Annotated in this window: 21 protein-coding genes and 1 tRNA gene; 11 read left to right on the top strand and 11 right to left on the bottom strand. The window is 69.1% G+C overall.

The genetic code is table 11. The annotated features are described in order from the left end of the window. Positions 1-157 precede the first annotated feature (157 nt). Positions 158-1,732: a benzoate-CoA ligase family protein gene (locus NJQ99_RS00725; protein WP_269330890.1), complete on the top strand. Its 1,575-nt coding sequence runs from the start codon at positions 158-160 to the stop codon at positions 1,730-1,732. A gap of 33 nt (positions 1,733-1,765) precedes the next feature. Here the strand turns inward: NJQ99_RS00725 and cysC are convergent, their stop codons facing one another. The 4 genes from cysC to mnmA all read right to left on the bottom strand — a co-directional run bounded on the left by cysC (position 1,766) and on the right by mnmA (position 6,007). Next, the gene (gene cysC, locus NJQ99_RS00720) at positions 1,766-3,691 is read right to left on the bottom strand and encodes an adenylyl-sulfate kinase (protein WP_269330889.1); all 1,926 of its coding nucleotides are present in this window, start codon (positions 3,689-3,691) and stop codon (positions 1,766-1,768) included. Positions 3,692-3,705: 14 nt separating this feature from the next. Further along, positions 3,706-4,500 carry a sulfate adenylyltransferase subunit CysD gene (gene cysD / locus NJQ99_RS00715; RefSeq protein ID WP_269330888.1) on the bottom strand — a complete coding sequence of 265 codons (795 nt, stop codon included), beginning with the start codon at positions 4,498-4,500 and terminating at the stop codon, positions 3,706-3,708. Positions 4,501-4,746: 246 nt separating this feature from the next. Then, positions 4,747-4,823, bottom strand: a tRNA-Met gene (locus NJQ99_RS00710). 38 nt (positions 4,824-4,861) lie between these two features. Next, the gene (mnmA, locus tag NJQ99_RS00705; protein ID WP_269330887.1) at positions 4,862-6,007 is read right to left on the bottom strand and encodes a tRNA 2-thiouridine(34) synthase MnmA; all 1,146 of its coding nucleotides are present in this window, start codon (positions 6,005-6,007) and stop codon (positions 4,862-4,864) included. A 242-nt stretch (positions 6,008-6,249) separates the two neighbouring features. On the opposite strand from mnmA, the gene sciP reads away from it, so the two are divergent. From sciP to ctrA, 7 genes are all read left to right on the top strand, one after another. Next, positions 6,250-6,531 carry a CtrA inhibitor SciP gene (gene sciP, locus NJQ99_RS00700; RefSeq protein WP_269330886.1) on the top strand — a complete coding sequence of 94 codons (282 nt, stop codon included), beginning with the start codon at positions 6,250-6,252 and terminating at the stop codon, positions 6,529-6,531. Between the two features lie 228 nt (positions 6,532-6,759). Beyond that, positions 6,760-8,205, top strand: coding sequence for a flagellar M-ring protein FliF C-terminal domain-containing protein (locus NJQ99_RS00695; RefSeq protein WP_269330885.1), 1,446 nt, complete (start codon positions 6,760-6,762; stop codon positions 8,203-8,205). Continuing rightward, positions 8,202-9,212: a flagellar motor switch protein FliG gene (gene fliG, locus NJQ99_RS00690; RefSeq protein WP_269330884.1), complete on the top strand. Its 1,011-nt coding sequence runs from the start codon at positions 8,202-8,204 to the stop codon at positions 9,210-9,212. The genes NJQ99_RS00695 and fliG overlap by 4 nt, the downstream gene beginning before the upstream one ends. Before the next feature lie 34 nt (positions 9,213-9,246). Next, the gene (gene fliN, locus NJQ99_RS00685) at positions 9,247-9,531 is read left to right on the top strand and encodes a flagellar motor switch protein FliN (RefSeq protein ID WP_269330883.1); all 285 of its coding nucleotides are present in this window, start codon (positions 9,247-9,249) and stop codon (positions 9,529-9,531) included. Between the two features lie 32 nt (positions 9,532-9,563). Next, positions 9,564-10,511, top strand: coding sequence for a hypothetical protein (locus NJQ99_RS00680; RefSeq protein ID WP_269330882.1), 948 nt, complete (start codon positions 9,564-9,566; stop codon positions 10,509-10,511). Beyond that, complete coding sequence (locus tag NJQ99_RS00675; protein ID WP_269330881.1) at positions 10,511-11,278, top strand: nucleotide-binding protein; 768 nt, start codon at positions 10,511-10,513, stop codon at positions 11,276-11,278. The genes NJQ99_RS00680 and NJQ99_RS00675 overlap by 1 nt, the downstream gene beginning before the upstream one ends. Positions 11,279-11,457: 179 nt before the next feature. After that, the gene (gene ctrA, locus NJQ99_RS00670) at positions 11,458-12,159 is read left to right on the top strand and encodes a response regulator transcription factor CtrA (RefSeq protein WP_269330880.1); all 702 of its coding nucleotides are present in this window, start codon (positions 11,458-11,460) and stop codon (positions 12,157-12,159) included. Between the two features lie 103 nt (positions 12,160-12,262). Here the strand turns inward: ctrA and NJQ99_RS00665 are convergent, their stop codons facing one another. From NJQ99_RS00665 to NJQ99_RS00645, 5 genes are all read right to left on the bottom strand, one after another. Continuing rightward, positions 12,263-13,084: a CheR family methyltransferase gene (locus NJQ99_RS00665; RefSeq protein ID WP_269330879.1), complete on the bottom strand. Its 822-nt coding sequence runs from the start codon at positions 13,082-13,084 to the stop codon at positions 12,263-12,265. After that, a complete protein-coding gene (gene cheB / locus NJQ99_RS00660; protein ID WP_269332049.1) occupies positions 13,081-14,175 on the bottom strand; it encodes a chemotaxis-specific protein-glutamate methyltransferase CheB in 1,095 nt (364 codons plus the stop codon). The genes NJQ99_RS00665 and cheB overlap by 4 nt, the downstream gene beginning before the upstream one ends. Positions 14,176-14,216: 41 nt before the next feature. Next, a complete protein-coding gene (locus NJQ99_RS00655; RefSeq protein WP_269330878.1) occupies positions 14,217-14,669 on the bottom strand; it encodes a chemotaxis protein CheW in 453 nt (150 codons plus the stop codon). Continuing rightward, a complete protein-coding gene (locus tag NJQ99_RS00650; RefSeq protein WP_269330877.1) occupies positions 14,666-16,792 on the bottom strand; it encodes a chemotaxis protein CheA in 2,127 nt (708 codons plus the stop codon). The genes NJQ99_RS00655 and NJQ99_RS00650 overlap by 4 nt, the downstream gene beginning before the upstream one ends. A gap of 104 nt (positions 16,793-16,896) precedes the next feature. Next, positions 16,897-17,505: a histidine phosphotransferase family protein gene (locus tag NJQ99_RS00645; protein ID WP_269330876.1), complete on the bottom strand. Its 609-nt coding sequence runs from the start codon at positions 17,503-17,505 to the stop codon at positions 16,897-16,899. A 137-nt stretch (positions 17,506-17,642) separates the two neighbouring features. On the opposite strand from NJQ99_RS00645, the gene NJQ99_RS00640 reads away from it, so the two are divergent. Further along, a complete protein-coding gene (locus NJQ99_RS00640) occupies positions 17,643-17,819 on the top strand; it encodes a DUF3553 domain-containing protein (protein WP_269330875.1) in 177 nt (58 codons plus the stop codon). 91 nt (positions 17,820-17,910) lie between these two features. Beyond that, entirely contained in the window at positions 17,911-18,699 is a 789-nt protein-coding gene (gene cysQ / locus NJQ99_RS00635; RefSeq protein WP_269330874.1) for a 3'(2'),5'-bisphosphate nucleotidase CysQ, read from the top strand. Between the two features lie 12 nt (positions 18,700-18,711). Here cysQ and NJQ99_RS00630 read toward each other — a convergent pair whose 3' ends face one another. Next, positions 18,712-19,155 (bottom strand): M67 family metallopeptidase, encoded by a 444-nt coding sequence (locus tag NJQ99_RS00630; protein ID WP_269330873.1) that lies wholly within the window; start codon positions 19,153-19,155, stop codon positions 18,712-18,714. After that, complete coding sequence (locus tag NJQ99_RS00625; protein WP_269330872.1) at positions 19,152-19,547, bottom strand: DUF6476 family protein; 396 nt, start codon at positions 19,545-19,547, stop codon at positions 19,152-19,154. The genes NJQ99_RS00630 and NJQ99_RS00625 overlap by 4 nt, the downstream gene beginning before the upstream one ends. On the opposite strand from NJQ99_RS00625, the gene NJQ99_RS00620 reads away from it, so the two are divergent. Then, positions 19,534-20,562, top strand: a complete 1,029-nt coding sequence (locus tag NJQ99_RS00620; protein ID WP_269330871.1) for an RluA family pseudouridine synthase — start codon at positions 19,534-19,536, stop codon at positions 20,560-20,562. The two genes, NJQ99_RS00625 and NJQ99_RS00620, sit on opposite strands and share 14 nt — an antisense overlap. Positions 20,563-20,646 lie beyond the last annotated feature (84 nt).

Below are 20,646 nucleotides of genomic sequence, written 5' to 3'. Positions count from 1 at the left end.
GCCCCGCTTGCTGGCCCCTGCCCGCAAAGCCCATGCCGAACAGATTGCCTGCAACGAAAGATTGAGGCATGACTTTTTCTCACACGCTACGCTGGAATCGACCAAGGGCTCTCCCGCCGGCAACGCGGCGGCCTGCCTGTCGGCATAAGGATTGGAGATGGCATCCACCGACAGCACGTCCGGCCCCGTCTACAATGCCGCCGACGACCTGATCGGCCGCAACATCGCCGCGGGCCGCGCAGGCAAGGCAGCGTTCGACGACGGACGCAGGGTCTTGAGCTTCTCGGACCTCGATCGGGACACGCGCCGCCTCGCCTGCGCACTTGCCGGGCTTGGCCTGCAGCGCGGCGACCGCATCCTGCTGCTGCAGCACGATACGGTGGACTTTCCGGTCTGTTTCCTGGGGGCGCTGCGCGGCGGCTTCGTCCCGGTGCCGGTGAACGTGCGCGCGACGCCGGACGACATCGCCTACATGCTGAGCGATTCCGGGGCGCGGGCGCTGATCTGCGACGCCACCCTCTGGCCCGCGGCCGGACCTGGCGCCGCTGCCTCGCCCGTATTGGCGCACAGGATCCTTGCAGGTGCGGCCGCCCCGGGGCCGGGCACGCTGACGCTCGGCGATCTCCTGGCAAGCGGCGATCCGGACGCGCCATCGGCGGCAACGCAGGGCAGCGACGTCGGCTTCTGGCTCTACACATCGGGAACGACCGGGCGGCCGAAGGGCGTCATGCACCGGCACGCCAGCCTGATCCGCACGGCGGACCGTTTCGCCGTCGCAACTCTGGGGATCGGTCCGGACGACGTTCTGTTTTCCGCGCCCAAGATGTTTTTCGCCTATGGCCTCGGCAACAGCCTGACCTTTCCGCTCGCAACGGGGGCAACGGCGCTGCTCGACCCGGAGAAACCCGATCCTGCCCGTATCGGAAGCCTTATGGCGCAGAAGCGCCCGACGGTATTCTTCGCGGTGCCCACGCTCTACGCAATGATGCTGGCGCACGGCGCGCTGCCGGAAAAGGGGCAGCATGCGCTGCGTTTCTGCATCTCCGCGGGCGAGGCGCTGCCGGTGGCGCTGCATGAAAGGGTCCGGGACCGTCTGGGCGTGGAGGTTCTCGACGGGCTCGGTTCGACGGAGATGTTGCAGACCTTCCTCTCCAACCGGCCGGGGGACGTCCGGCCGGGAACCAGCGGCAAGCCGGTCGCGGGCTACAGGCTGCGTCTCCTGGACGAGCTGGGACAGCCCATCGGGGAGGCGGGGCGCATCGGCATGCTCGAGGTGGCGGGGCCGTCCAGTGCCGTCGGCTACTGGGGCGACGAGGCGCGCACGCGGGCGACATTCCGTCCCCCCTGGACGCGCACGGGCGACGCCTACCGGCGCGATGCGGACGGCTATTACGTCCATTGCGGCCGCATCGACGACATGATGAAGGTCGGCGGCATCTATGTCTCGCCGCTCGAGGTCGAGGCCGTGCTCGCCACCCACCCGGGCGTCGCGGAGGTGGCGGTCGCAGGCTGGCGCGACGCCGACGGACTGGAGAAACCGAAGGCCTTCATCGTGCCCCGCGACCCCGCCACGGCGGGCCCGGCGCTTGCGGAGGCCCTGCAGGCGCTCGCCCGACAACGGCTTGCGCCCTACAAGTACCCGCGCTGGGTCGAGTTCGTGCAGACCATACCGCGCACGGTCACCGGCAAGGTGCAGCGCTACCGCCTGCGACAGGCGCAGCCGGCGCAGTAGGCACCCCGCCGGCCGCCCCTTCCGCGTTTCTTGTCAGCTTCGGCAGGCGTTCGCCACGTAGGCGACCAGCGTGTCGAGGCAGGAGTCGATGGACTGTGCTTCCGTGTCGACCACGAGATCGGGCGCGTCCGGCGCCTCGTAGGGCGCGGAAATGCCCGTGAACTCCTTGATCTCGCCGGTGCGCGCCCGCTTGTAGAGGCCTTTGGGGTCGCGCGCCTCGCACGCTTCCACCGACGCCTTCACATGCACCTCGTGGAAGCGGCCAGGCGCCGCCTTGCGCGCCCGCTCCCGGTCGGAGCGGTAAGGCGAGATGAACGCGGTGATCGCGATCATGCCGGCCGACGCGAAGAGCGAGGCCACCTCGCCCACCCGGCGGATGTTCTCCGCCCGGTCCTCCGGGCTGAAGCCGAGATTGGCGTTGAGACCGTCGCGGATGTTGTCGCCGTCGAGCACATAGGCCTGGTAGCCCTTCTCGAACAGCGCCTGCTCCAGTGCGACGGCGAGCGTGGACTTGCCCGCGCCCGACAGGCCCGTCAGCCAGATCACAGCGCCCTTGTGGCCGTTGCGTGCCACCCGCATGTCCTCGGTGATCCGGTGCTCGACCCGCGTGATGTTGGTGGCGCGCCGCGTCACCAGTTCGCGCTGGTCGGCGTAGCCCTCCATCGAGACGATGCCGCCGCCCACCACGTCGTAACGGTCGACCAGCACGAAGCGGCCCGAATAGGGATTATCCTCGTAAGGATCGAGCGCCAGAAGCCGGTTCGCGCGGATCACCACCTCGGCGACCGCGTTGCGCTCCACATGCGTGGCGGCCCCGGTTGCGAGATCGCCCGTGTCGACCACGTGCTCGATCCGCTCCACCGTCACCTGCGCTTCGAGCGTGCCGAGCTTCAACTTCAGGCGCTTGCCCTCGCTCAGCGACTCGCGCCCCAGCCAGAACAGCCGCGCCCGGAACACGTCCGTCTCCATCGGCGCGGCGCGATCCTCGTCCGGCACATGACTGATGAGGTCGCCGCGCTCCACGAAGATCTGCTCGTCGAGCGTGATGCCAACGGATTCGCCCGCTTCCGCGACCGTGCGAGCAGGCGCGGCGGGGTCCGATGACCAGGACTCGATCGACTTCACGCGCACCGTCTTGTTGGAGGGCGAGAAGATCACCTCGTCGCCCACGCGGATGCGCCCGCTCGACAGGCGCCCGGCGATGATCCGGCGCTGGTCGAACTTGTAGATGTCCTGCACGAACATGCGCAGCGGCCGCTCCACCATGGGCGCCGCCTTCTCGAAGGAATCGAGCGCGCCGACGATGCTGGGACCGGTGTACCAGGGCATGTTCGCCGACGGTCCGCTGATCAGGTCGCCCTCGCGCGCCGACACCGGCACGATGACGCGCGGCTTGACGCCGATGCTTTCCAGATAGGCGCGGTATTCGGCCTCGACCGCGCGGAACCGCTCCTCCGAATAGCCGACGAGGTCCATCTTGTTGATCGCGACGGCAACTTGCGTGATGCCGAGCAGCGACAGGAGATAGCCGTGCCGGCGCGACTGCTCGCGCACGCCCTCGTCGGCGTCGATCACCAGCAGCGCGGCTTCCGCCTGCGCAGCCCCGGTGATCATGTTCTTCAGGAATTCCTTGTGGCCGGGCGCGTCGATGATGACGTAGTCGCGCGCCTCTGTCTTGAACCAGATCTGCGAGGTGTCGATCGTGATGCCCTGGTCGCGCTCGGCCTGGAAGGCGTCCATCAGGAACGCCCATTCGAACGGCATGCCGCGCCGCTCGCACATGGCCTTGATCGCCTCGAACTTGCCGTCTGGCAGCGAGCCCGTCTCGTGGAACAGGCGGCCGACGAGCGTCGACTTGCCGTGGTCGACGTGGCCCACGATCACGATCTTGAGCTGGTCGCGCTCCGGCGCGGCGCTTTCCACCAGGCGAAGGGCAGTGGTCTTGGGTGCGTTGGTCATGTCGGTGCCTCCGCTCACAGATAGCCTTCGGCGCGCAGGCGCTCGAAGCTGTCCTCGGCCTCGTGGTCCATGGCGCGTCCAGACCGCTCGGCAACGCGGGTGGTGCGCAGTTCCTCGATGATCTCGTCGATCGTCACGGCGGTCGAGGGAACGGGATTGGTGATGTCCTGGTCGCCGAGCGAGCGATACCGCTTCCCGTCCTTCGCGAAATAGAGCGGGATCACGGGGATGTTCTCGCGCTTCGTGTAGAGCCAGATGTCGACCTCGGTCCAGTGCAGCAGCGGATGCACGCGCACATGGGTTCCGGGCGGAAACTCGGTCTTGTACTGGTCGAAGAACTCCGGCGGCTGGTCGCGGAAGTCCCAGTTGCCCTGGTCGCCGCGCGGGCTGAACACGCGCTCCTTGGCGCGCGTTGCTTCCTCGTCGCGGCGGATGCCGGCGATCAGCCCGTTGAAGCCGTGCTTGGCGATCGCGGCCTTGAGGCCGGCCGTCTTGCGCGCAGCGGAGCGGGCCGCGGGCGGCAGCGTCTCGTCCATCTCCTCGACCGGCGGGCACAGCTCGCGCAGGAAGGTGAGGTTCCATTCCTTCGCATAGCGGTCCCGGAAGGCGTACATCTCCGGGAACTTCTTCTCCGTGTCGACGTGCATCACGGGGAAGGGCACATGGCCGAAGAACGCCTTGCGCGCCAGCCAGACCATGACGTTGGAGTCCTTGCCGAGCGACCACAGCAGGGCAAGCTTGTCGATGCGGTTGAACGCCTCGCGCAGGATGAAGATCGATTGGGCCTCGAGGGCCGAAAGCCGGTCCATATTCCCCAGTTCCCGTATCTGACAGCGCCGGCATGGGCGCAGACATCGTCCAAGGCACGCCGCTTACAGCGCGAAGCGCGCGGCGTCAAATTTTTCCACCACCGAAAAGTGGTGAAAATATAACCACAAAACACAACTGTTGAACATGCAACACACCGGCACAAAAGCGTACCGCTCCTCGCTAGCCACGCAAACTGCGTGCCACGAGGGGCTGCTTTTCGTACCAGAAAAAGTTTGAAGAAGAAGTGGTAGCGGGGGGCGGGCTTGAACCGCCGACCTCAGGGTTATGAATCCTGCGCTCTCACCAACTGAGCTACCCCGCCACAGGCGCGAGGGATATAGGGGGCGCCGGCGCGCCCTGTCAAGCCGCCTGCTGGACGCGATCGGCAGAGACGATCCAGCCGCCCCCGAGGACGCGCGTCCCCTCCCCTGCCTCGTAGAAGACACAGGCCTGTCCCGGCGCCACACCAGCCTCGCCGGCATCGAGCCGGACCCGCGCGCGCCCGTCCCCATCGGCATGAAGGCGTCCCGCCACGGGCGGCCGGGTCGACCGCACCCGCACGGCAACCGGCAGGCCCGCAGCCGGGATCGGCGCATCGCCAAGCCAGTTCACGTCCGACAGCGCGATGTCGTGGACGAGCAGGGCCTCGTGCGGACCGACAACCACCTGGCGGCGCTCCGCATCGAGCCGGACCACATAGAGCGGCTCGCCCGTCGCGACACCCAGGCCGCGCCGCTGCCCGACCGTGTAATGGATAATGCCGTCGTGACGCCCCAGAACCCGGCCGTCGAGATGCACGATCTCCCCCGGCTCCGAGGCCCCGGGCCGGACCTTCTCGATCACCTTCGTGTAATGACCTTGCGGAACGAAGCAGATGTCCTGGCTGTCCGGCTTGTCGGCCACCGCAAGTCCCATGCCTTCCGCCAGTCGGCGCACCTCCGCCTTCGGCAGGGCGCCGAGCGGAAAGCGCAACATCCCGAGCTGCTCGCGCGTGGTGGAAAACAGGAAGTAACTCTGATCCCGCGACGCATCGGCGGCGCGATGCAGTTCCGGCCCGTTCGCCCCCTCTTCGCGCCGGATATAATGGCCGGTGGCAAGACACGCCGCACCCAGGTCACGCGCCGTTGCCAGAAGATCCCGGAATTTCACGCGCTCATTACAGCGAATACATGGAATGGGCGTACCGCCGGCCAGGTAAGTGTCGGCAAAATCCTCGATCACCTCTTCCCGGAAGCGGTTCTCGTAGTCGAGCACATAGTGGGGAATTCCCAGCCTGTCCGCGACCGCGCGCGCATCGTGGATATCCTGCCCGGCGCAGCAGGCCCCCGCCTTCGCCAGCGCGGCACCATGGTCGTAAAGCTGAAGCGTGATGCCAACGACATCATACCCCTCGCGCGCGAGAACCCCCGCAACAACAGAGGAATCGACGCCGCCCGACATCGCGACGACAACGCGCGTCTCTTCCGGCCGTCCCGGCAAACCAAGGCTGTTGAGCCGATCGCCCATGCACGCTCCCTTCGTTCCTGAGCGCGTATATATCGTCGCCGCCATCCGATTGCCACCTTGCAGGGGCGAGCCCGCTCACCCCACTCCACTTTAAGTTGATCGGAGATAAATTTCACGAAAACTTTAACCTTTACAAGCATTAATCATAGTAAATCAGAACAATTGGATCAATCGCTTAGCCATTTTTTAAAGGCAGCCCCATAAGCTCACCCCAACAACGGCCACGGAGCTTTTGGGAAGAAATGACGAGTCAGTTGAATTCGACACCGCAGAGCGTGATCGGACCCGACGGGCGACGGCTCACGCGCGCGGACCTTCCGCCGCGCGATACGAAGCGCTGGGTGATCCGTCGCAAGGCCGAAGTCGTGGCTGCCGTACGAGGCGGACTTCTGACCCTCGAGGAGGCATGCGACCGCTACACGCTGTCGGTCGAGGAATTCGAGGCATGGCAACGCGCCATCGACCGGCATGGGCTGGCCGGGTTGCGCACGACGCGCCTGCAACGGTACCGCCGACCCAACTGAGCCGCTCCGTGGCCGGAGCGTCAACCGATCATGACGGTCTCCACCGGACTGACGCCGCCCCGGCCCTGCCGCGGGCGGCGTCGTGCCGTCTGGCCAGCCAGGAGGCCGCCTGCGCCCGCAGCGTTAAAGCCGCATTTACGCTTCCTTAGCTAAAACATCAGGCAGACACGCGCCAATTCCGCCCACCCGTCGGGCGTGACTAGAACGGACAGCCCGGAACGCAAAGCCATGTCGGATGCGCCAGTGACGACCCCCGGGACGACGGCCCCCGCGTCCATCCCGCCAGCTCTCAGGGCTGGCGCGATCGCGCTTTCCGGACTGCTCGGCGCGCTCATCGCCGTGGCCGTTGCGTGGTGGGTGATGATGCCGGCCCGGGACGTGCTCTTTTCGAACCTGGCCCCCCGCGACCTGCTGCAGGTCACGCAGCGCCTCGGCGCACTCGGCGTCGCGCACGAGGTGAACGCCGACACCGGAACCGTGCTGGTTGCCCGCGACCGCGTGGACAGCGTGCGCCTTGCCCTTGCGGCCGACGCCATACCCAATCCGGCCGGCGCCGGCTACGCCACGCGCGATGCCGCGAGCTTCCGGGTTTCAGCCGGCGGGCAGTCCGGGCGCGCCGCGCTGGAGGCCGACCTGTCGCGCACGCTCGCAAACCTGAGCGGCGTTCACGCTGCCAGTGTGCACTTCGCCGCAGAAGGCGGCGCGCCGGGGGCCACGGTGGTTCTCGACATGCTGGGCGCCGCACCGCCAGCGGACATGCTGGCGACCGTGCGCAGCCTGGTCGCCGGAGCCCTGGCAGGCCTGGCGCCCGAGGCCGTGCGTGTCGTCGACCCGGCGGGCCGCGCACACGCACTGGCCGAGACCGACGGGCTTGTCCCCGCAGACCTGCGGCGCAAGGCCTTCGAGGCGGAACTCGCGGAGCGCGCGCGCACGCTCGTCGCCCGCGTGGTGGGAGACGAGAACGTCCGCGTGGAGGTAACCGCCGATATCCGCTTCGCCAGCCGCACCGTGACCCAGAACCGCCTCGACCCCTCGGGCCAGGTGCTTACCGCGAACGAGACGACGGCCACGCCGCAGGGCGAGATCACGGGCGAGCGTGCGACCTACGAGGTGACCCGCACGACCGAGACCGAGCATGTGGACGAAGGCAGGGTGGAGCGGATGAGCGTCGCGGTCCTCGTGAACGCGGCGGCCCTCCAGGACACCCCCGACGCTGCTGCCCTGCTCTCGCGTATCGAGGGGCTGGTCAGCGACGGCATCGCGCTCGACACGGCCCGCGGCGACCGGATCACCGTGGAGAGCCTGCCCTTCGCCGCGCCAGCCCAGCCGATCGGGGACGTCTCGCTCACCCCTGCGCGGGCGGTCGACTGGATTCGCATCGCGGAGATCGCAGGCCTCGCCATCGTCATCCTGGCCGCCATCGGGCTGGCCTTCCGGGCCGTCCGTCTCGCCGCCGCGCCGGGCCGCGGTGCCCCGGCAGCGGGCCTGGTGCCGCAGCGCCCCGTGGCACCCGCCCCCGAGGCGCCCTCCCCTGCCGAAGGCCCGCGCCACCTCGCCTATGAGCAGGGCAATGCGGCCGAACTTGGCCATGACGTCGGACGTCTCGTCCAGGAGCATCCGGACCGCGCTGTCGCCCTCGTCCGTAACTGGCTGCACGGGCGGGACAAGACATGACGGCCGCACCCGACGCGCTGACCGGACCGCAGCGGGCCGCCCTTCTTCTCCTCGCGCTCGGGGAAGAGCGGGGCGCCGACGTCTGGGCGCGCCTCGATGCCGAAGAGGTGCGCGCACTGGGCCGGCTGATGGCGGACCTGGGACCCGTACCGCCGGCAGCCGTCTCGCAGGTGCTGGCGGATGCGCGCACCCGGCTCGGCGCCGACGGCGCGGTCGCCGGAACGCCCGAGACCGTGGAGCGTCTGATCACCGTTCATCGCGGCAGCGAGGCCGCAAGCGATGTCGCCGCGGAGATCCGCAGCACCCGCGGGGGCACGACGTGGGACCGCCTCGGCGCCGTGAACCCGCAGGCGCTGGCCCGCTACCTTCGCAACGAGTACCCGCAAACCGTCGCGCTGGTGCTCTCGCGGCTGAATGCGCAGACGGCCGCGCGCGTGATGGCCGCGCTGCCCGACGGCGTCGCGCTCGACTCCATCACGCGGATGCTGAGCCTCGATCCGGTGCAGGAGGACATCCTGGAGGAGGTCGAGGCGGTGCTCGACAGCGAGTTCCTGGCAACGCTGGGACGCGCGAACCAGGGCGACGCCTTCCAGCAGATGGCCGAAATCTTCAACAGCTTCGACCGGGCGACCGAACAGCGGCTCATGGGCGCGCTGCAGGGCCGCGACCGAACGGCGGCGGACCGCATCCGCGCGCTGATGTTCACCTTCGAGGACCTGGCCACGCTGAGCGACCGCAGCGTCCAGACCCTGCTGCAGGGCACAGACCGGGGCGTCCTGGCGCTGGCGCTCAAGGGCGCGTCCTCGACGGTTCAGGAAACCTTCTGGCGCAATATGCCCGAACGCGCCGCCCGACTGCTGCGCGACGACATGGAGACCATGGGCCCCGTGCGCATCCGCGACGTGGACGATGCGCAAGCCCGTATCGTGGCCCTTGCCAAGGAGCTTGCCGCCCGCGGGGAGATGGCGCTTGGCGCGGATCAACCCCACGAAGACCTGATCGCCTGAGCGCGGCTGCCCGCCCATGCAGAAGGAGACCCCGATGACGACCGAGACCGCCTCCCCGCAGATCGCACGCAAGGCTACCGACCTCGCCCAGGTGCATGACGTGCCGGTGCGCGTCTCTGCCGTCCTCGGACGCGCCCGGATGGAGGTCGGCGACCTGGTGAACCTCGGCAAGGGCAGCGTGGTCGAACTGGACCGCAAGGTGGGCGAACCGGTGGACATCGTCGTCAACAACCGCCTGGTGGCCCGCGGCGAGGTTGTTCTCGTCGAGGATCGCCTTGGCGTCACCATGACCGAGATCGTGAAGCAGAACGCCGGCTGACCTAGCGGCGCACGGATGGGCGGAGAGCGGTCTTGCGACTGAAGAGTTTCACGGCACCGACCATGGACGAGGCGCTGGCCATGGCCCGGCGCACGCTCGGCCCGGATGCCCTCCTTGTCGCGCGCCGCAACGACCGTGCCCGCGGCTGCGTCGAGATCCTGGCGGCCACCGATCCGGCGGGCGGCAGCACGCCGCTGACAGGGCAGTTCGAAAGCCGGATTGCGGCCTGGGCCGCCGGTTTTCGCGCACAGGAGGAGGCGGAGGATCCTGCAGACCGCCCTGCCCGGCCCCATCTCCACATCCGGCCAGCCTGTCCCGAACACCGCTTCCGGCCGGTCGGCACGGACGACGACCTCGTGCTCCTCACCGGGATGCCAGGTGCCGGCGTTTCGCTGAGCACGGTGCGGCTTGCGGCGCGCGGTGCGGCGCAAGGCCGTGCGGTCACACTCATTGCCTTCGATCCCGAGGGATTGGGGGCCGGCGCACCGGTCGGCGCATACGGCCCGCTCGTGGGCCAGGTCGTCCTCGCCCGCACACCGGCCGACGCAGTATCCCACGCCGGAGATGCAGCCGTCGCGGGCCGTCTCGTTCTCATCGACGCGGGTCCTTTCACGCCCTGCCGGCGCCAAGCCATGACGGACCTTGCCGAAGCCCTGCATCCCGCCGACCGGATCGTTGCCGTCCTCGCCGCCGGGACCGATCCGGAGGAGGCCGCGGACGCTGCCCGTGACCTGCGCATCTGGGGCGCCGACAGCGCGATCCTCACCCGCTGCGACCTCAGCCGCCGCATCGCTGGCGTAGCCGAGGCCATATCGGGTGCCGACCTCGCCTTGTGTGCCTTCGGCATCTCGGCGCGGCCGACGCCAGGCTGCCTGGATGCGGACGGGGAGACGCTCGACGCCCTGATCGCCGGTACGCTGGACCCCGCCGCCGACGGCGCGCCAGCACCTGCCGTTTCCGCCAAGCCGAGGGCCGCCTGATGAGCACGCGCAACGACCTGATCGCGATCGCGTCCGGCAAGGGCGGCGTCGGCAAGACCTGGCTCGCGGTGACGCTGGCGGACGCGCTGGGCAGACAGCAGAACGCACCGCGTCCCGTGCTGATCGACGGCGACCTCGGCCTTGCCAACGTCGACGTGCAGTTGGGCCTCGCGCCCCGCAGGACGCTGACGGCACTGATAGAGGACGGCGCGCGCATTGAGGATGTCCTGAGCGATGCCGGACATTTCGACGTGGCCTCCGGCGCCTCCGGCTCCGCCGCGCTGGCCGCGGTGAGCCCTTCCGACCTCGACCGGGTGGCGTCTGCCGCGGCAGCGCTCGCCAGGACGCGCCATCCGGTCCTGATCGACCTGGGCGCAGGCGTGAACCGGACAGTCGTACGGCTGTGCGCCGCAGCCGGCCGCATCCTCGTCGTCCTGACGCCGGACCCGACGTCCCTGACCGACGCCTACGCGCTCATCAAGGTGCTCAACGCCTGCAACCTCGCGGACCGTGTGTCCGTCGCCGTGAACATGGCCGACAGCGCGGCGCACGGCGCGCGTACGCATGCAGCGCTTGCCACGGTATGCACGAGCTATCTCGGCATTTCTCCGCCGCTGCTCGGCACGGTCAGGCGCGACGAGGCGGTACGCAAGGCCATCCGGGCACAGGCCCCCCTTCTGTCCGTCGCTCCCGGCTGCGCAGCCGCACAGGACCTGGTGGCATTGGCCGAACGGTGCGCGGCAGGAGACCCGGCAGCAGCCGCCTGAAAGCGTGTCCTTTCCGCCACACATGGTTAACGGGTCAGATTCTGGCGGAAGAAAACGCTTTAAACATCCGTCAAGGTTGAGAAAAGCTTGTGGACGTTGATTCGCTCACCGTTTGTTAACGTTTCATCCCCTAGTATCCTTAACCATTGATGGACGGGGCAGGGCAGAGGACACTCCGCATGCGTATTCTCCTGATCGAGGACGACAGCGCGACGGCACAGAGCATCGAGCTGATGCTTTCCTCCGAGGGGTTCAACGTCTATACGACGGACCTGGGCGAAGAGGGTGTCGATCTCGGCAAGCTCTATGATTACGACCTGATCCTGCTGGACATCAACCTGCCGGACATGACCGGCTACGATGTGCTGAAGCAGCTGCGGCTGGCGAAGGTCAACACGCCGATCCTGATCCTGTCGGGCCTCAACGGCATCGACAACAAGGTCAAGGGGCTGGGCTTCGGCGCCGACGACTATCTGACGAAGCCGTTTCACAAGGACGAACTGGTGGCGCGCATCCACGCGGTGGTGCGCCGGTCCAAGGGCCATTCCCAGTCCGTCATCACGACCGGCAAGCTGACCGTCAACCTCGACACCAAGACCGTCGAGGTCGAGGGGCAGCGGGTCCACCTGACCGGCAAGGAGTACCAGATGCTGGAACTCCTCTCGCTGCGCAAGGGCACGACCCTGACCAAGGAGATGTTCCTGAACCATCTCTACGGCGGCATGGACGAGCCGGAACTCAAGATCATCGACGTCTTCATCTGCAAGCTGCGCAAGAAGCTCTCCGCTGCGACCGGTGGCGACAACTACATCGAGACGGTGTGGGGCCGCGGCTATGTCCTGCGCGATCCCGATCCGTCACAGCACGCCCTGTCTGCCTGACGCCTCTCTCCTTCCTCCCGCTCAAGCCTCCAACAGTGAACGGGACCAGGGGCGGACCTTCCGGGGTCCGCCCCTTTTCCGTTCAGGCACCTTCGCTCCGGGTTCAGTCGGCCTGCCTGAGAAAGGCACTCCGGGCCAGGGGATCGGCGCGGAACCGACCGCTCACGCCGACCGCCGTTTCGGCGGCGCCGAGAAACAGGACGCCGCCCGGCACCATCGACGCCGCGATCCGGTCGAGCACCGCCGTCTTCGTTGCGGGTGCGACATAAATCAGGATATTGCGGCACAGGACGATGTCGAAGGGCCCGCCCACGGGCGGCCGGTCGAGCAGGTTCGCGCACTGGAAATCGACCATGGCACGCAGCGCGGGATCGGCTTCCCAGTCCTCGCCGGCGGGGCGGAAATGCCGGCGCAACTGCTCCTGCGACAACCCGCGGCGCACGTCGCGCAAACTGTAGAGACCGCGCCTCGCATGGGCGACCGCCGTCTCCGACGCATCGGTGGCGAGAATCTCCACCCGCCGTCCCGCCAGCCCGAGGGGCGCCTCGCGACAGGCAATCGCCACCGAGTACGCCTCCTGTCCGGTAGACACCGCGGCACACCAGATCCGGACCGGTCGATCCGGCGGACGCGCAGCTGCCATTGCTGGCAGGTAGCGGCCGGCCAGCAGGCTGAACGGGGTGCCATCGCGGAAGAAGCTCGTCTCGCGGATCGCCATCGCCTCGACGACTGCGGACCGCAGATCGGCGTCACCGGTACGCCGCAGGACGGCGAGCAGCGCGGCTGCATCGGGGAGCCCCCGTGCGTGCGCCAGCGGGCCGAGGCGGGCCTCGACGAAATAGGCCTTTCCGGGTGCGAGCTCGAAGCCCGTGGCACGCCGCAACAGCCCGGCCAGCCAGTCGATGGAGCACGCATCGACGGTCATGGCAGCGGCTCGAGCCGGCTGCTGTCCGCCGCACCGGAAGCGCGCGCCCTGCCGGAAAGGAGATCGGCAAGCCCACGGCCCAGCTCGGAGATCGGAAAGACGCCGTCCGCCGCACCCGCCGCAGCCACTGCGCCGGGCATGCCCCAGATGACGCTCGTCGCCTGGTCCTGGACCACGACCGCGCCGCCGGCTGCACGGATCGCGCATGCCCCCGCCCGTCCGTCGGTTCCCATGCCGGTCAGCACGATGGCTGAGCCACGCGCCCCGGCTGCAGTTGCCACGCTCTCGAACAGGGGATCGACAGCCGGCCGGCAGAAGTTGACGGGCGGATCGTCCGAGATGGCGAGCACGAGACGCCCGCCCTGGCGGCGGACCCGCATGTGACGCCCTCCGGGCGCGACATGGATGCGCCCCGGGACGAGGGGGATCCCCTCTGCCCCCTCGGCGCACGGCAGGCCGGAGATGGCGCCCAGATGCCGAGCGAGCATGGCCGTGAAGGTCGGCGGCATGTGCTGGGCAATCACCACCGGCACCTGCCTCGCCAGCGGAAAGTCCGCGAAGAGGGTGAACAAGGCCTGGGGCCCTCCGGTCGAGCCGCCGATCGCAAGCACCTCTGGCCAGGCCGGTGCCGGCGCGGCAGACGGCCGGGTGCCGCAGGCGGCCGCAGCGTGCGGCTGCGCAGGCTGCGGCGATCCCGGACTGCGGGACGCCCGGCCATGCGCGCGAACCTTGCCGACCAGGTCAGCACGGAACGTCTCGGCATCGCCCTTCCGGACCGACGAGGGTTTCGGCACGATGTCCGCCGCCCCCATGGCCAGAGCCCTGAAGCTGATGCGCGCATGACGCTCGGTCAGGCTCGACGCCATGATGACACGTGCGCCCGCGCCCGCCTCCGCCAGGTGCGAGAGCGCGGCCAGGCCGTCCATCACGGGCATCTCGATATCGAGGAGAATGACGTCGATGCCGCCTTCCGCGGCGCGGCGAACCGCCTGTGCACCGTTGCACGCATGTGCCGCGACGGTCATGTCCGGCTCCGCGTCGATCCAGCGGCTGATCAGGCCCCGCACGATGGCGGAATCGTCGACGATCATCACCCGTATCGGCGGGTCGCCGGCAGCATGGAGCGGAGCCGTCACGCGGCGGCATCCGCTTGTCCGCTGGCTGCCGCCAGAAGCCGGTCGGGGTCGAGCAGGGTAACCAGCCCCTCACCGTCGCGGTAAAGGCCGGACGCCACGGCGGCGACAGGTGCGGACATGGCCGGCGGCAAGGACTGCGCATCGCCGGAATGGAGGCGCACGACGTCGCCGGCGGCGTCGGCAAGAATGGCGTACCGCTCCCCCTCGTTCTCGAGGACTGCAGCGATCTCCGCCGGGATCACGGGCAGGCCGAGCGAGGCACGCAGGCAGATGGCGGTCACGATGCGGCCTCGGAGATTCAGGACGCCGGCAATCCCGCGGGGCGCAAGCGGCACGGGCGAAACAGGGCCCGGCCGGAACAGGTCGCGCGCCGCCGCTACAGGAAGCGCAAAGCGATGCCCGTCCGCGATCAAGATCAGCGCCAGCATGTCCTCACCCGCCGCGGTCATGCCACCGCCCCCGTCCGCGACAGTGCGGGACGGCGCGCCGCGGCACGCGCCTCGATCCATGTCATGTCGAGCACGTCGACCGCCTCTCCGCCGAGGCGCATGACGGCGGCGACCGGCGCAAGGCCGTCTCCGGCAGGCGGCTCCTCGGCCGTCTCCACAATGTCGAGCACGGCATCGGCCGCAAGCGCCACCGGCACAGCCCCGCCCAGCAGGACCATCGGCCGGGAACCCGGCTCACTGCTGCCCTCTGCGTCCCCCGCGAGCCTGACGACCGGAACGAGCGCGTCGCCAAGGTCCGCCACCTCGCCCCATGCACCCTGGCTGAGCGCGGCGGCGGCAACCGTCACGATACGCCGGACCGCGCCCAGCGGCAGCGCGCGCGCGGGCCCCGGCCCGATGCGCAGGATGAGAAAGGATTGGCGGCGCCTTTCCGCATCCGCCGTCCCCCGCTTCTCCATCGCCGTCGGCGCACACGAGAGACCCTCGGCCAACCCGACCGCATCCAGGATCATCGCGGCCCGTCCGTCGCCCAGCAGGGTAGCGCCGGAGACGTGTGGCAGATGCCGCAACAGGCGCGAGAGGGGTTTCACCACGATATCCTCGCTGCCCAGCACGCGGTCCACGCCAAGGCCGTAGAGGCCCGCGCCGATCTCGAGCAGGATCACCGTCGAGAACGGCCGGCCCGACTCAGTCAGGGCGAGCCTGCGTGCCAGCGAAAGAAGCGGAACGGTCCGGCCGTCCACGCTCAGCAATGGCGCACCGTGCACCTCGTCGACATGCGCGCCGGGCGTTCCCGCCGGGCGCAACAGCTTGCGGACGCTGAGTTGCGGCAGGGCGAACCTCTGCCCCCCTGCCTCGACGATCAGGGCAGGAACGATGGCGAGCGTCAGGGGGATCTTCATGCGGAAGCGCGTGCCGCGACCCGTCACGGACTCCGCCTCGACGGACCCGCCGATCTCCTCGATGTTCCGGCGCACGACATCCATGCCGACGCCGCGCCCGGAAACGCTCGTGACCGCGGCTGCCGTCGAGAAGCCAGGCGCAAAGATGAGGTCGGACAGCTGGCGCTCGTCGGCAGCACGGGCGGCAGCCTTGTCCAGCAGCCCCCGGGCCACCGCCTTGTCGCGGATGGAAGCGAAGTCGAGCCCCGCCCCGTCGTCGGAAACCTCGATCGCGATGTGCCCTCCCTCGGCACGGGCAGCGATGGCGATCTGTCCGCTCGCGGGCTTGTCCGAAGCGGCCCGGCGATCCGGGGCCTCGATCCCATGATCGGCAGCATTGCGGACGAGGTGCGTCAACGGATCCTTGATCCGCTCCAGCACCTGCCGGTCGAGTTCGACGTCGCCCCCTTCGAGCGTGAGGACGAGCGGCTTTCCAAGCTCGCGGCCAAGATCGCGCACCAGGCGGGTGAAGGGCTGGAGCACGGTCCCCACGGCAAGCATGCGGGCACGCATCACTTCGCCCTGCAGGGCGCGCGTGACCTGGGACAGCTGGGCAAGCGGCATGACGAGGGCGTCGGCATCTGTCCCGCGCTCACCCGCGATCTGCAGCAGCCGGTTGCGCGTCAGAACCAGTTCCGAAACGGTCGCCATCAGGTTATCGAGCACGTCGACCCGGACCCGGACGCTGGCCGGCCCCGCCTCGCTGCGCCCTGAAGGCCCGGCAAGAGCCCCTGCCCCGTCCGCGTCGCCATGTTCCGCTGCAGCCGCCTCACCGGCACCGGGCCCCTCCGGCCCGCCGTCTGCCATCGGCATGCCCGACAGGAGCCGCGCGACGAGGTCCGCGTCGCTCCCCTCGCCCTCCTGCCCGCTGTCGCGCAGGTCTGCCACGATCGCACGTAGGCGGTCGAGCGCAGCCAGGAGCAGATCAGTGGCATCCGGCGTCAGCGCCCGCTCGCCCGCCCGCACGGGGTCGAGCAGCGATTCCGTCGCATGCGCCAGCGTTTCCAGCCGTTCGAAGCCGAAGAAGCCGCAGGTGCCCTTGATGGTGTGGACGATGCGAAAGATGCGGGCCAGCGCATCGGCATCAGACGGATCGCGCTCCAGCGCCAGCAGAAGCCCGTCGGCCTCGGCAAGCCCCTCCGCCGTCTCGGCCACGAACTCCTGTACGAGATCGTCGTCCATGCCTCTCCCTCGGGACCGGGTGCCGCGCCCCCTTGCGCGCGCCGCATCCTGCGCGCGGAAAGCCGCGGGAATCCTCGCATCCGAAGGGTTAAGGCGTCTTTAAGTCACCCGATCACGAAGTCGACGCGACCCGCGGCGGGCGCCCAGCGGAAGGGCAGGCCTGCCCGCGCGGCCAGGCGCCCCGCATAGAAAGCTACGACGGAGCGCGGGTCGGGCTGGGTGCCGTTGACCTCACCCGAAAGAAAACCGTCGACCTCCGGCAGCATGCGGGCCCCCTCGCCCACGGCGCTGATGACCAGCGCGTCTGTCTGCTCCGCGATCGTCACCGTGCCGCCCCGCGGCAGCGTATCGGCAGCGACCAGCAAAAGGTTCAGAAGCAGCCGGGCGCTGTCCTTCGGGACGCTCGGCCGGTCGAGCGACCAGACGGTGTGCACGCGGGTACGCGCAAACAGCGCCTCCGCCAGGTCTTCAAGCTCGATCGTGTCCACGGTTTCGCCGAGGGACGAGCCGGAGCCGAACGCAACCCGCAGGAATTGGAGCCGCGCCGAGGCCGCGCCGGCGCTCTGGCCGATGTGGCTGATCGCCTGGGCACGGATCTCCGGATCGTCGTCATCCTCGAGGATCTCGAGCCCGTTGGTGATCGCCCCTACCGGCGACACAAGGTCATGACACAGGCGCGAGCACAAAAGCGCCGCCAGTTCCAGATCGTCCATCCGAGTCCCCCTCACCTCCCGCGCAGAGCGCGGGCAAACCGATCCCCTGGCCCCACTCTGGTGCCCCATGGTAAACAAAGCCTGACCGGCGCGCCAACAGGACGCCACCACTGCACGCATCGCAAAGGGACATGCCCATGACCGTCTTTCTGGAGCCGGGAGCCCGCGTGCGCAACCCGCAAGCCCCCGAATGGGGTATCGGGCAGGTACAGAGCGTCGTCGGGTACAGGGTCACGGTAAACTTCGAGCACGCGGGCAAGCAGCTGATCAACGCCGAGGTGATCGAACTGGAGTTGGTTGCCCCCGCGCGCTGATCCCGCCCGGCGTTGACGGGGTTGCGGTCACTGCCTATCAGAGTGCACGGGTCCGCTGCCCGTCCCCGCAACCAGCCCGCGAGCGCCCCCCATGACCGACACGATCGACCGGCAGAACCTGCTTGCCCGCCTGCGCCCCATCGCGGAGGCGGCGGGTGCCGCTATCATGGAGGTTTACGCGACCGATTTCGACGTGGACGACAAGTCGGACGGTTCCCCCGTCACGGCGGCCGACCATGCTGCGGACGCCGTGATCTACAAAGGCCTGCGCGAGATCGCCCCCGACATCCACATCGTCACCGAGGAGCGGTTCAAGGCAGGCGACGCGGTGCCGGAAGACGCGCCCTTCTTCCTGGTCGATCCGCTGGATGGCACCAGGGAATTCATTCGCCGCAACGGCGAGTTCACGGTCAATATCGCGCTGGTGGAGGACGGCCGCCCGACGGCGGGGATCGTTCTCGCTCCCGCGCTCGGCCGCGCCTTCTGGGGGGCGGCAGGCGTCGGAGCGTTCGCGAGCGACAATGGCGAGGTGCGGGAGATCGCGGCGCGCACGCCGCCCCCGGCGGGCTGGACCGCGATCGGCAGCCGGTCGCACACCTCGCGCGAGGATGCGCGTCTGCTCGAGGGCCTGACGGTGGCGGAGACGAAGCAGGCGGGCTCCTCGCTCAAGTTCTGCCTGATCGCAGCCGGGGAAGCCGACATCTACCCGCGCATGGGACCCACGATGGAATGGGACACGGCGGCAGGCCAGGCGGTGCTGGAAGCCGCCGGCGGGCATGTCGTGACGCCGGAGGGTGTGCCCTTCGCCTATCGCAAGCCGGGCTTGCGGAACGGCTATTTCCTCGCCTTCGGACGGGTGCGCCCGCCGAGCGTCGCCTGAGTGCCGCGCGCCCTATCCCCCGCCCGAGAGCCGCATGGCCGCAAAGTGCGCGTCGGTGTCCGTGCCGTCGTTGAGGAAGGCGCGGAGGTCGTCCCACGCGGGCGGCCCCGCCACGATCAGCCAGGCGAGACCCGGCTGCCAGGCCGACTGCCGGTCGGTCTCCGACGGAACGGCGACGCCGCGCGGATGCGAATGATAGAGACCGACGAGCGCAAGGCCCGCCTCCCGCGCCTCCCGGTGCGTGCGCAGCAGCAGGGCGGGGTCGACCTCGAACCTGTCGTCGCGGGCGGGGGCCAGGAGATTGGGGCTCCCGACGACGCGCGCAACGCGCCAGATCATGCATACAGGGTCCGCGGTGCCGACGAGCAGGCCGCATGCCTCCGCCGGCCAGGCTTTTTTCGCGGCAGCGCGGATGACGCCGCGATGCCGAGGCCCTATCTCAAGCGTCGGTGTCATTCCGCGGGGGTGAGCGTCACCGTGCCGCGCGTGCGCCCGGTGCGCGGATCGACTAGGAGGAGAGCCGGCCCTCGAGGCGTCTCGAGGCGCAGCACCACGAGGCCGTCGCCGACCGCGGTCTCGACAATCCTTGCCCCCGGAGGCAGCGTGACGGCCGCCTCGTAGGGCGCCGACACGGACTGCGGCGCCGCCTTCCGGTTCGCGCCGGTAAAACCCTGGATCTTGGAGATCATGCCGACCACGATGACGACGAACCCGACCACGAGCAGGACGCCCATGACGATGACGACCCATTTGAGGATGCGGTACGTCCGGTCGTCGCTCGCGCCGTCCTGCGGCGGGTCCTGCGACGTATCCGTGGTCTGAGCGGGGTCGGGCATGCTGTCGGACATCGGGGACGAACACCTCCTCACGGTCGGGAACGCGGATGCAGGTCAACGGCTCGACCGGTATATCACCGCCTCCCTGCCCCATCTATCGCGAAGCCGGGTTCAGCGCCTGATCGAAACGGGCTTCGTCAGCGTCTCGGGCCGCGCGGCCGTCGACGCGAGCACGCGCGTCGGCGCCGGCGACGAGGTGGAGGTGGTCGTCCCCCCGCCCGACGATCCGCTGCCCTCGGGCGAGGACATCCCCCTCGACATCGTGCACGAGGATGCCGACCTGCTGGTGGTGAACAAGCCCGCCGGCCTCGTCGTGCACCCAGCACCCGGCAGCCCCGAGAGCACGCTCGTGAACGCGCTGATCGCCCATTGCGGCAACAGCCTCTCCGGCATCGGCGGGGTGAAGCGGCCCGGGATCGTGCACCGGATCGACAAGGAGACGAGCGGCCTGATGGTCGTCGCCAAGCACGACGGCGCGCACCTCGGCCTCTCGGAGCAGTTCGCCGCCCACACGACCGAGCGCAGCTATCGCGCCATCGTCTGGGGAGAGCCCCCGGTCGCGGACTGGGGTCCAACCGGCCGCCGCCTGATCAAGGGCCCGTGGGGACGGATCGAGGGCGCGATCGGCCGCAGCCCGACGAACCGCAAGAAGATGGCGGTGGTGAAATCGGGCGGCAAGGCCGCGGTCACGCACTTTCGCGTGCTGGAACGCTTTGGCCCTGCCGACGCGCCGGTGGCGAGCCTCGTCGAGTGCAGGCTGGAGACGGGCCGGACGCACCAGATCCGCGTGCATATGACGCACATCGGCCATCCGCTGATCGGCGACAGCGTCTACGGCGGCAAACACAAGACACTCGCCCGCACGCTTTCCCCGCGCATCCGCCCGCTGGTCGAGGAGTTTCCCCGCCAGGCACTGCACGCCGCGACACTGGGCTTCCGGCATCCGCGCACGGGCGAGGAGATGCGCTTCTCCGCCCCCCTGCCCGAGGACATGGCGTTTCTGCTCGGCGCGCTGCGCAACGCCTGACGCTCCTCGCGCGTTTTGCCGGAACACGCTTGCAGGCTCCAAATATGCCGGCAGGCCATTGAGCCGCCACAAAGCGTGGATATA

It is taken from the genome of Futiania mangrovi (genome assembly GCF_024158125.1).
In the GTDB taxonomy this organism is placed as follows: Bacteria; Pseudomonadota; Alphaproteobacteria; order Futianiales; family Futianiaceae; genus Futiania; species Futiania mangrovi.
This window is presented reverse-complemented; position numbering and strand designations above follow the sequence as displayed.

What these genes read in the sequence shown, in the direction of transcription:
- NJQ99_RS00725 (WP_269330890.1), top strand. Translation starts at nt 158, where the DNA reads ATGGCATCCACCGACAGCACGTCCGGCCCCGTCTACAATGCCGCCGAC.
- cysC (WP_269330889.1), bottom strand. Translation starts at nt 3,691, where the DNA reads ATGACCAACGCACCCAAGACCACTGCCCTTCGCCTGGTGGAAAGCGCC.
- cysD (WP_269330888.1), bottom strand. Translation starts at nt 4,500, where the DNA reads ATGGACCGGCTTTCGGCCCTCGAGGCCCAATCGATCTTCATCCTGCGC.
- mnmA (WP_269330887.1), bottom strand. Translation starts at nt 6,007, where the DNA reads ATGGGCGATCGGCTCAACAGCCTTGGTTTGCCGGGACGGCCGGAAGAG.
- sciP (WP_269330886.1), top strand. Translation starts at nt 6,250, where the DNA reads ATGACGAGTCAGTTGAATTCGACACCGCAGAGCGTGATCGGACCCGAC.
- NJQ99_RS00695 (WP_269330885.1), top strand. Translation starts at nt 6,760, where the DNA reads ATGTCGGATGCGCCAGTGACGACCCCCGGGACGACGGCCCCCGCGTCC.
- fliG (WP_269330884.1), top strand. Translation starts at nt 8,202, where the DNA reads ATGACGGCCGCACCCGACGCGCTGACCGGACCGCAGCGGGCCGCCCTT.
- fliN (WP_269330883.1), top strand. Translation starts at nt 9,247, where the DNA reads ATGACGACCGAGACCGCCTCCCCGCAGATCGCACGCAAGGCTACCGAC.
- NJQ99_RS00675 (WP_269330881.1), top strand. Translation starts at nt 10,511, where the DNA reads ATGAGCACGCGCAACGACCTGATCGCGATCGCGTCCGGCAAGGGCGGC.
- ctrA (WP_269330880.1), top strand. Translation starts at nt 11,458, where the DNA reads ATGCGTATTCTCCTGATCGAGGACGACAGCGCGACGGCACAGAGCATC.
- NJQ99_RS00665 (WP_269330879.1), bottom strand. Translation starts at nt 13,084, where the DNA reads ATGACCGTCGATGCGTGCTCCATCGACTGGCTGGCCGGGCTGTTGCGG.
- cheB (WP_269332049.1), bottom strand. Translation starts at nt 14,175, where the DNA reads ATGATCGTCGACGATTCCGCCATCGTGCGGGGCCTGATCAGCCGCTGG.
- NJQ99_RS00655 (WP_269330878.1), bottom strand. Translation starts at nt 14,669, where the DNA reads ATGACCGCGGCGGGTGAGGACATGCTGGCGCTGATCTTGATCGCGGAC.
- NJQ99_RS00650 (WP_269330877.1), bottom strand. Translation starts at nt 16,792, where the DNA reads ATGGACGACGATCTCGTACAGGAGTTCGTGGCCGAGACGGCGGAGGGG.
- NJQ99_RS00645 (WP_269330876.1), bottom strand. Translation starts at nt 17,505, where the DNA reads ATGGACGATCTGGAACTGGCGGCGCTTTTGTGCTCGCGCCTGTGTCAT.
- NJQ99_RS00640 (WP_269330875.1), top strand. Translation starts at nt 17,643, where the DNA reads ATGACCGTCTTTCTGGAGCCGGGAGCCCGCGTGCGCAACCCGCAAGCC.
- cysQ (WP_269330874.1), top strand. Translation starts at nt 17,911, where the DNA reads ATGACCGACACGATCGACCGGCAGAACCTGCTTGCCCGCCTGCGCCCC.
- NJQ99_RS00630 (WP_269330873.1), bottom strand. Translation starts at nt 19,155, where the DNA reads ATGACACCGACGCTTGAGATAGGGCCTCGGCATCGCGGCGTCATCCGC.
- NJQ99_RS00620 (WP_269330871.1), top strand. Translation starts at nt 19,534, where the DNA reads ATGCTGTCGGACATCGGGGACGAACACCTCCTCACGGTCGGGAACGCG.
- NJQ99_RS00625 (WP_269330872.1), bottom strand. Translation starts at nt 19,547, where the DNA reads ATGTCCGACAGCATGCCCGACCCCGCTCAGACCACGGATACGTCGCAG.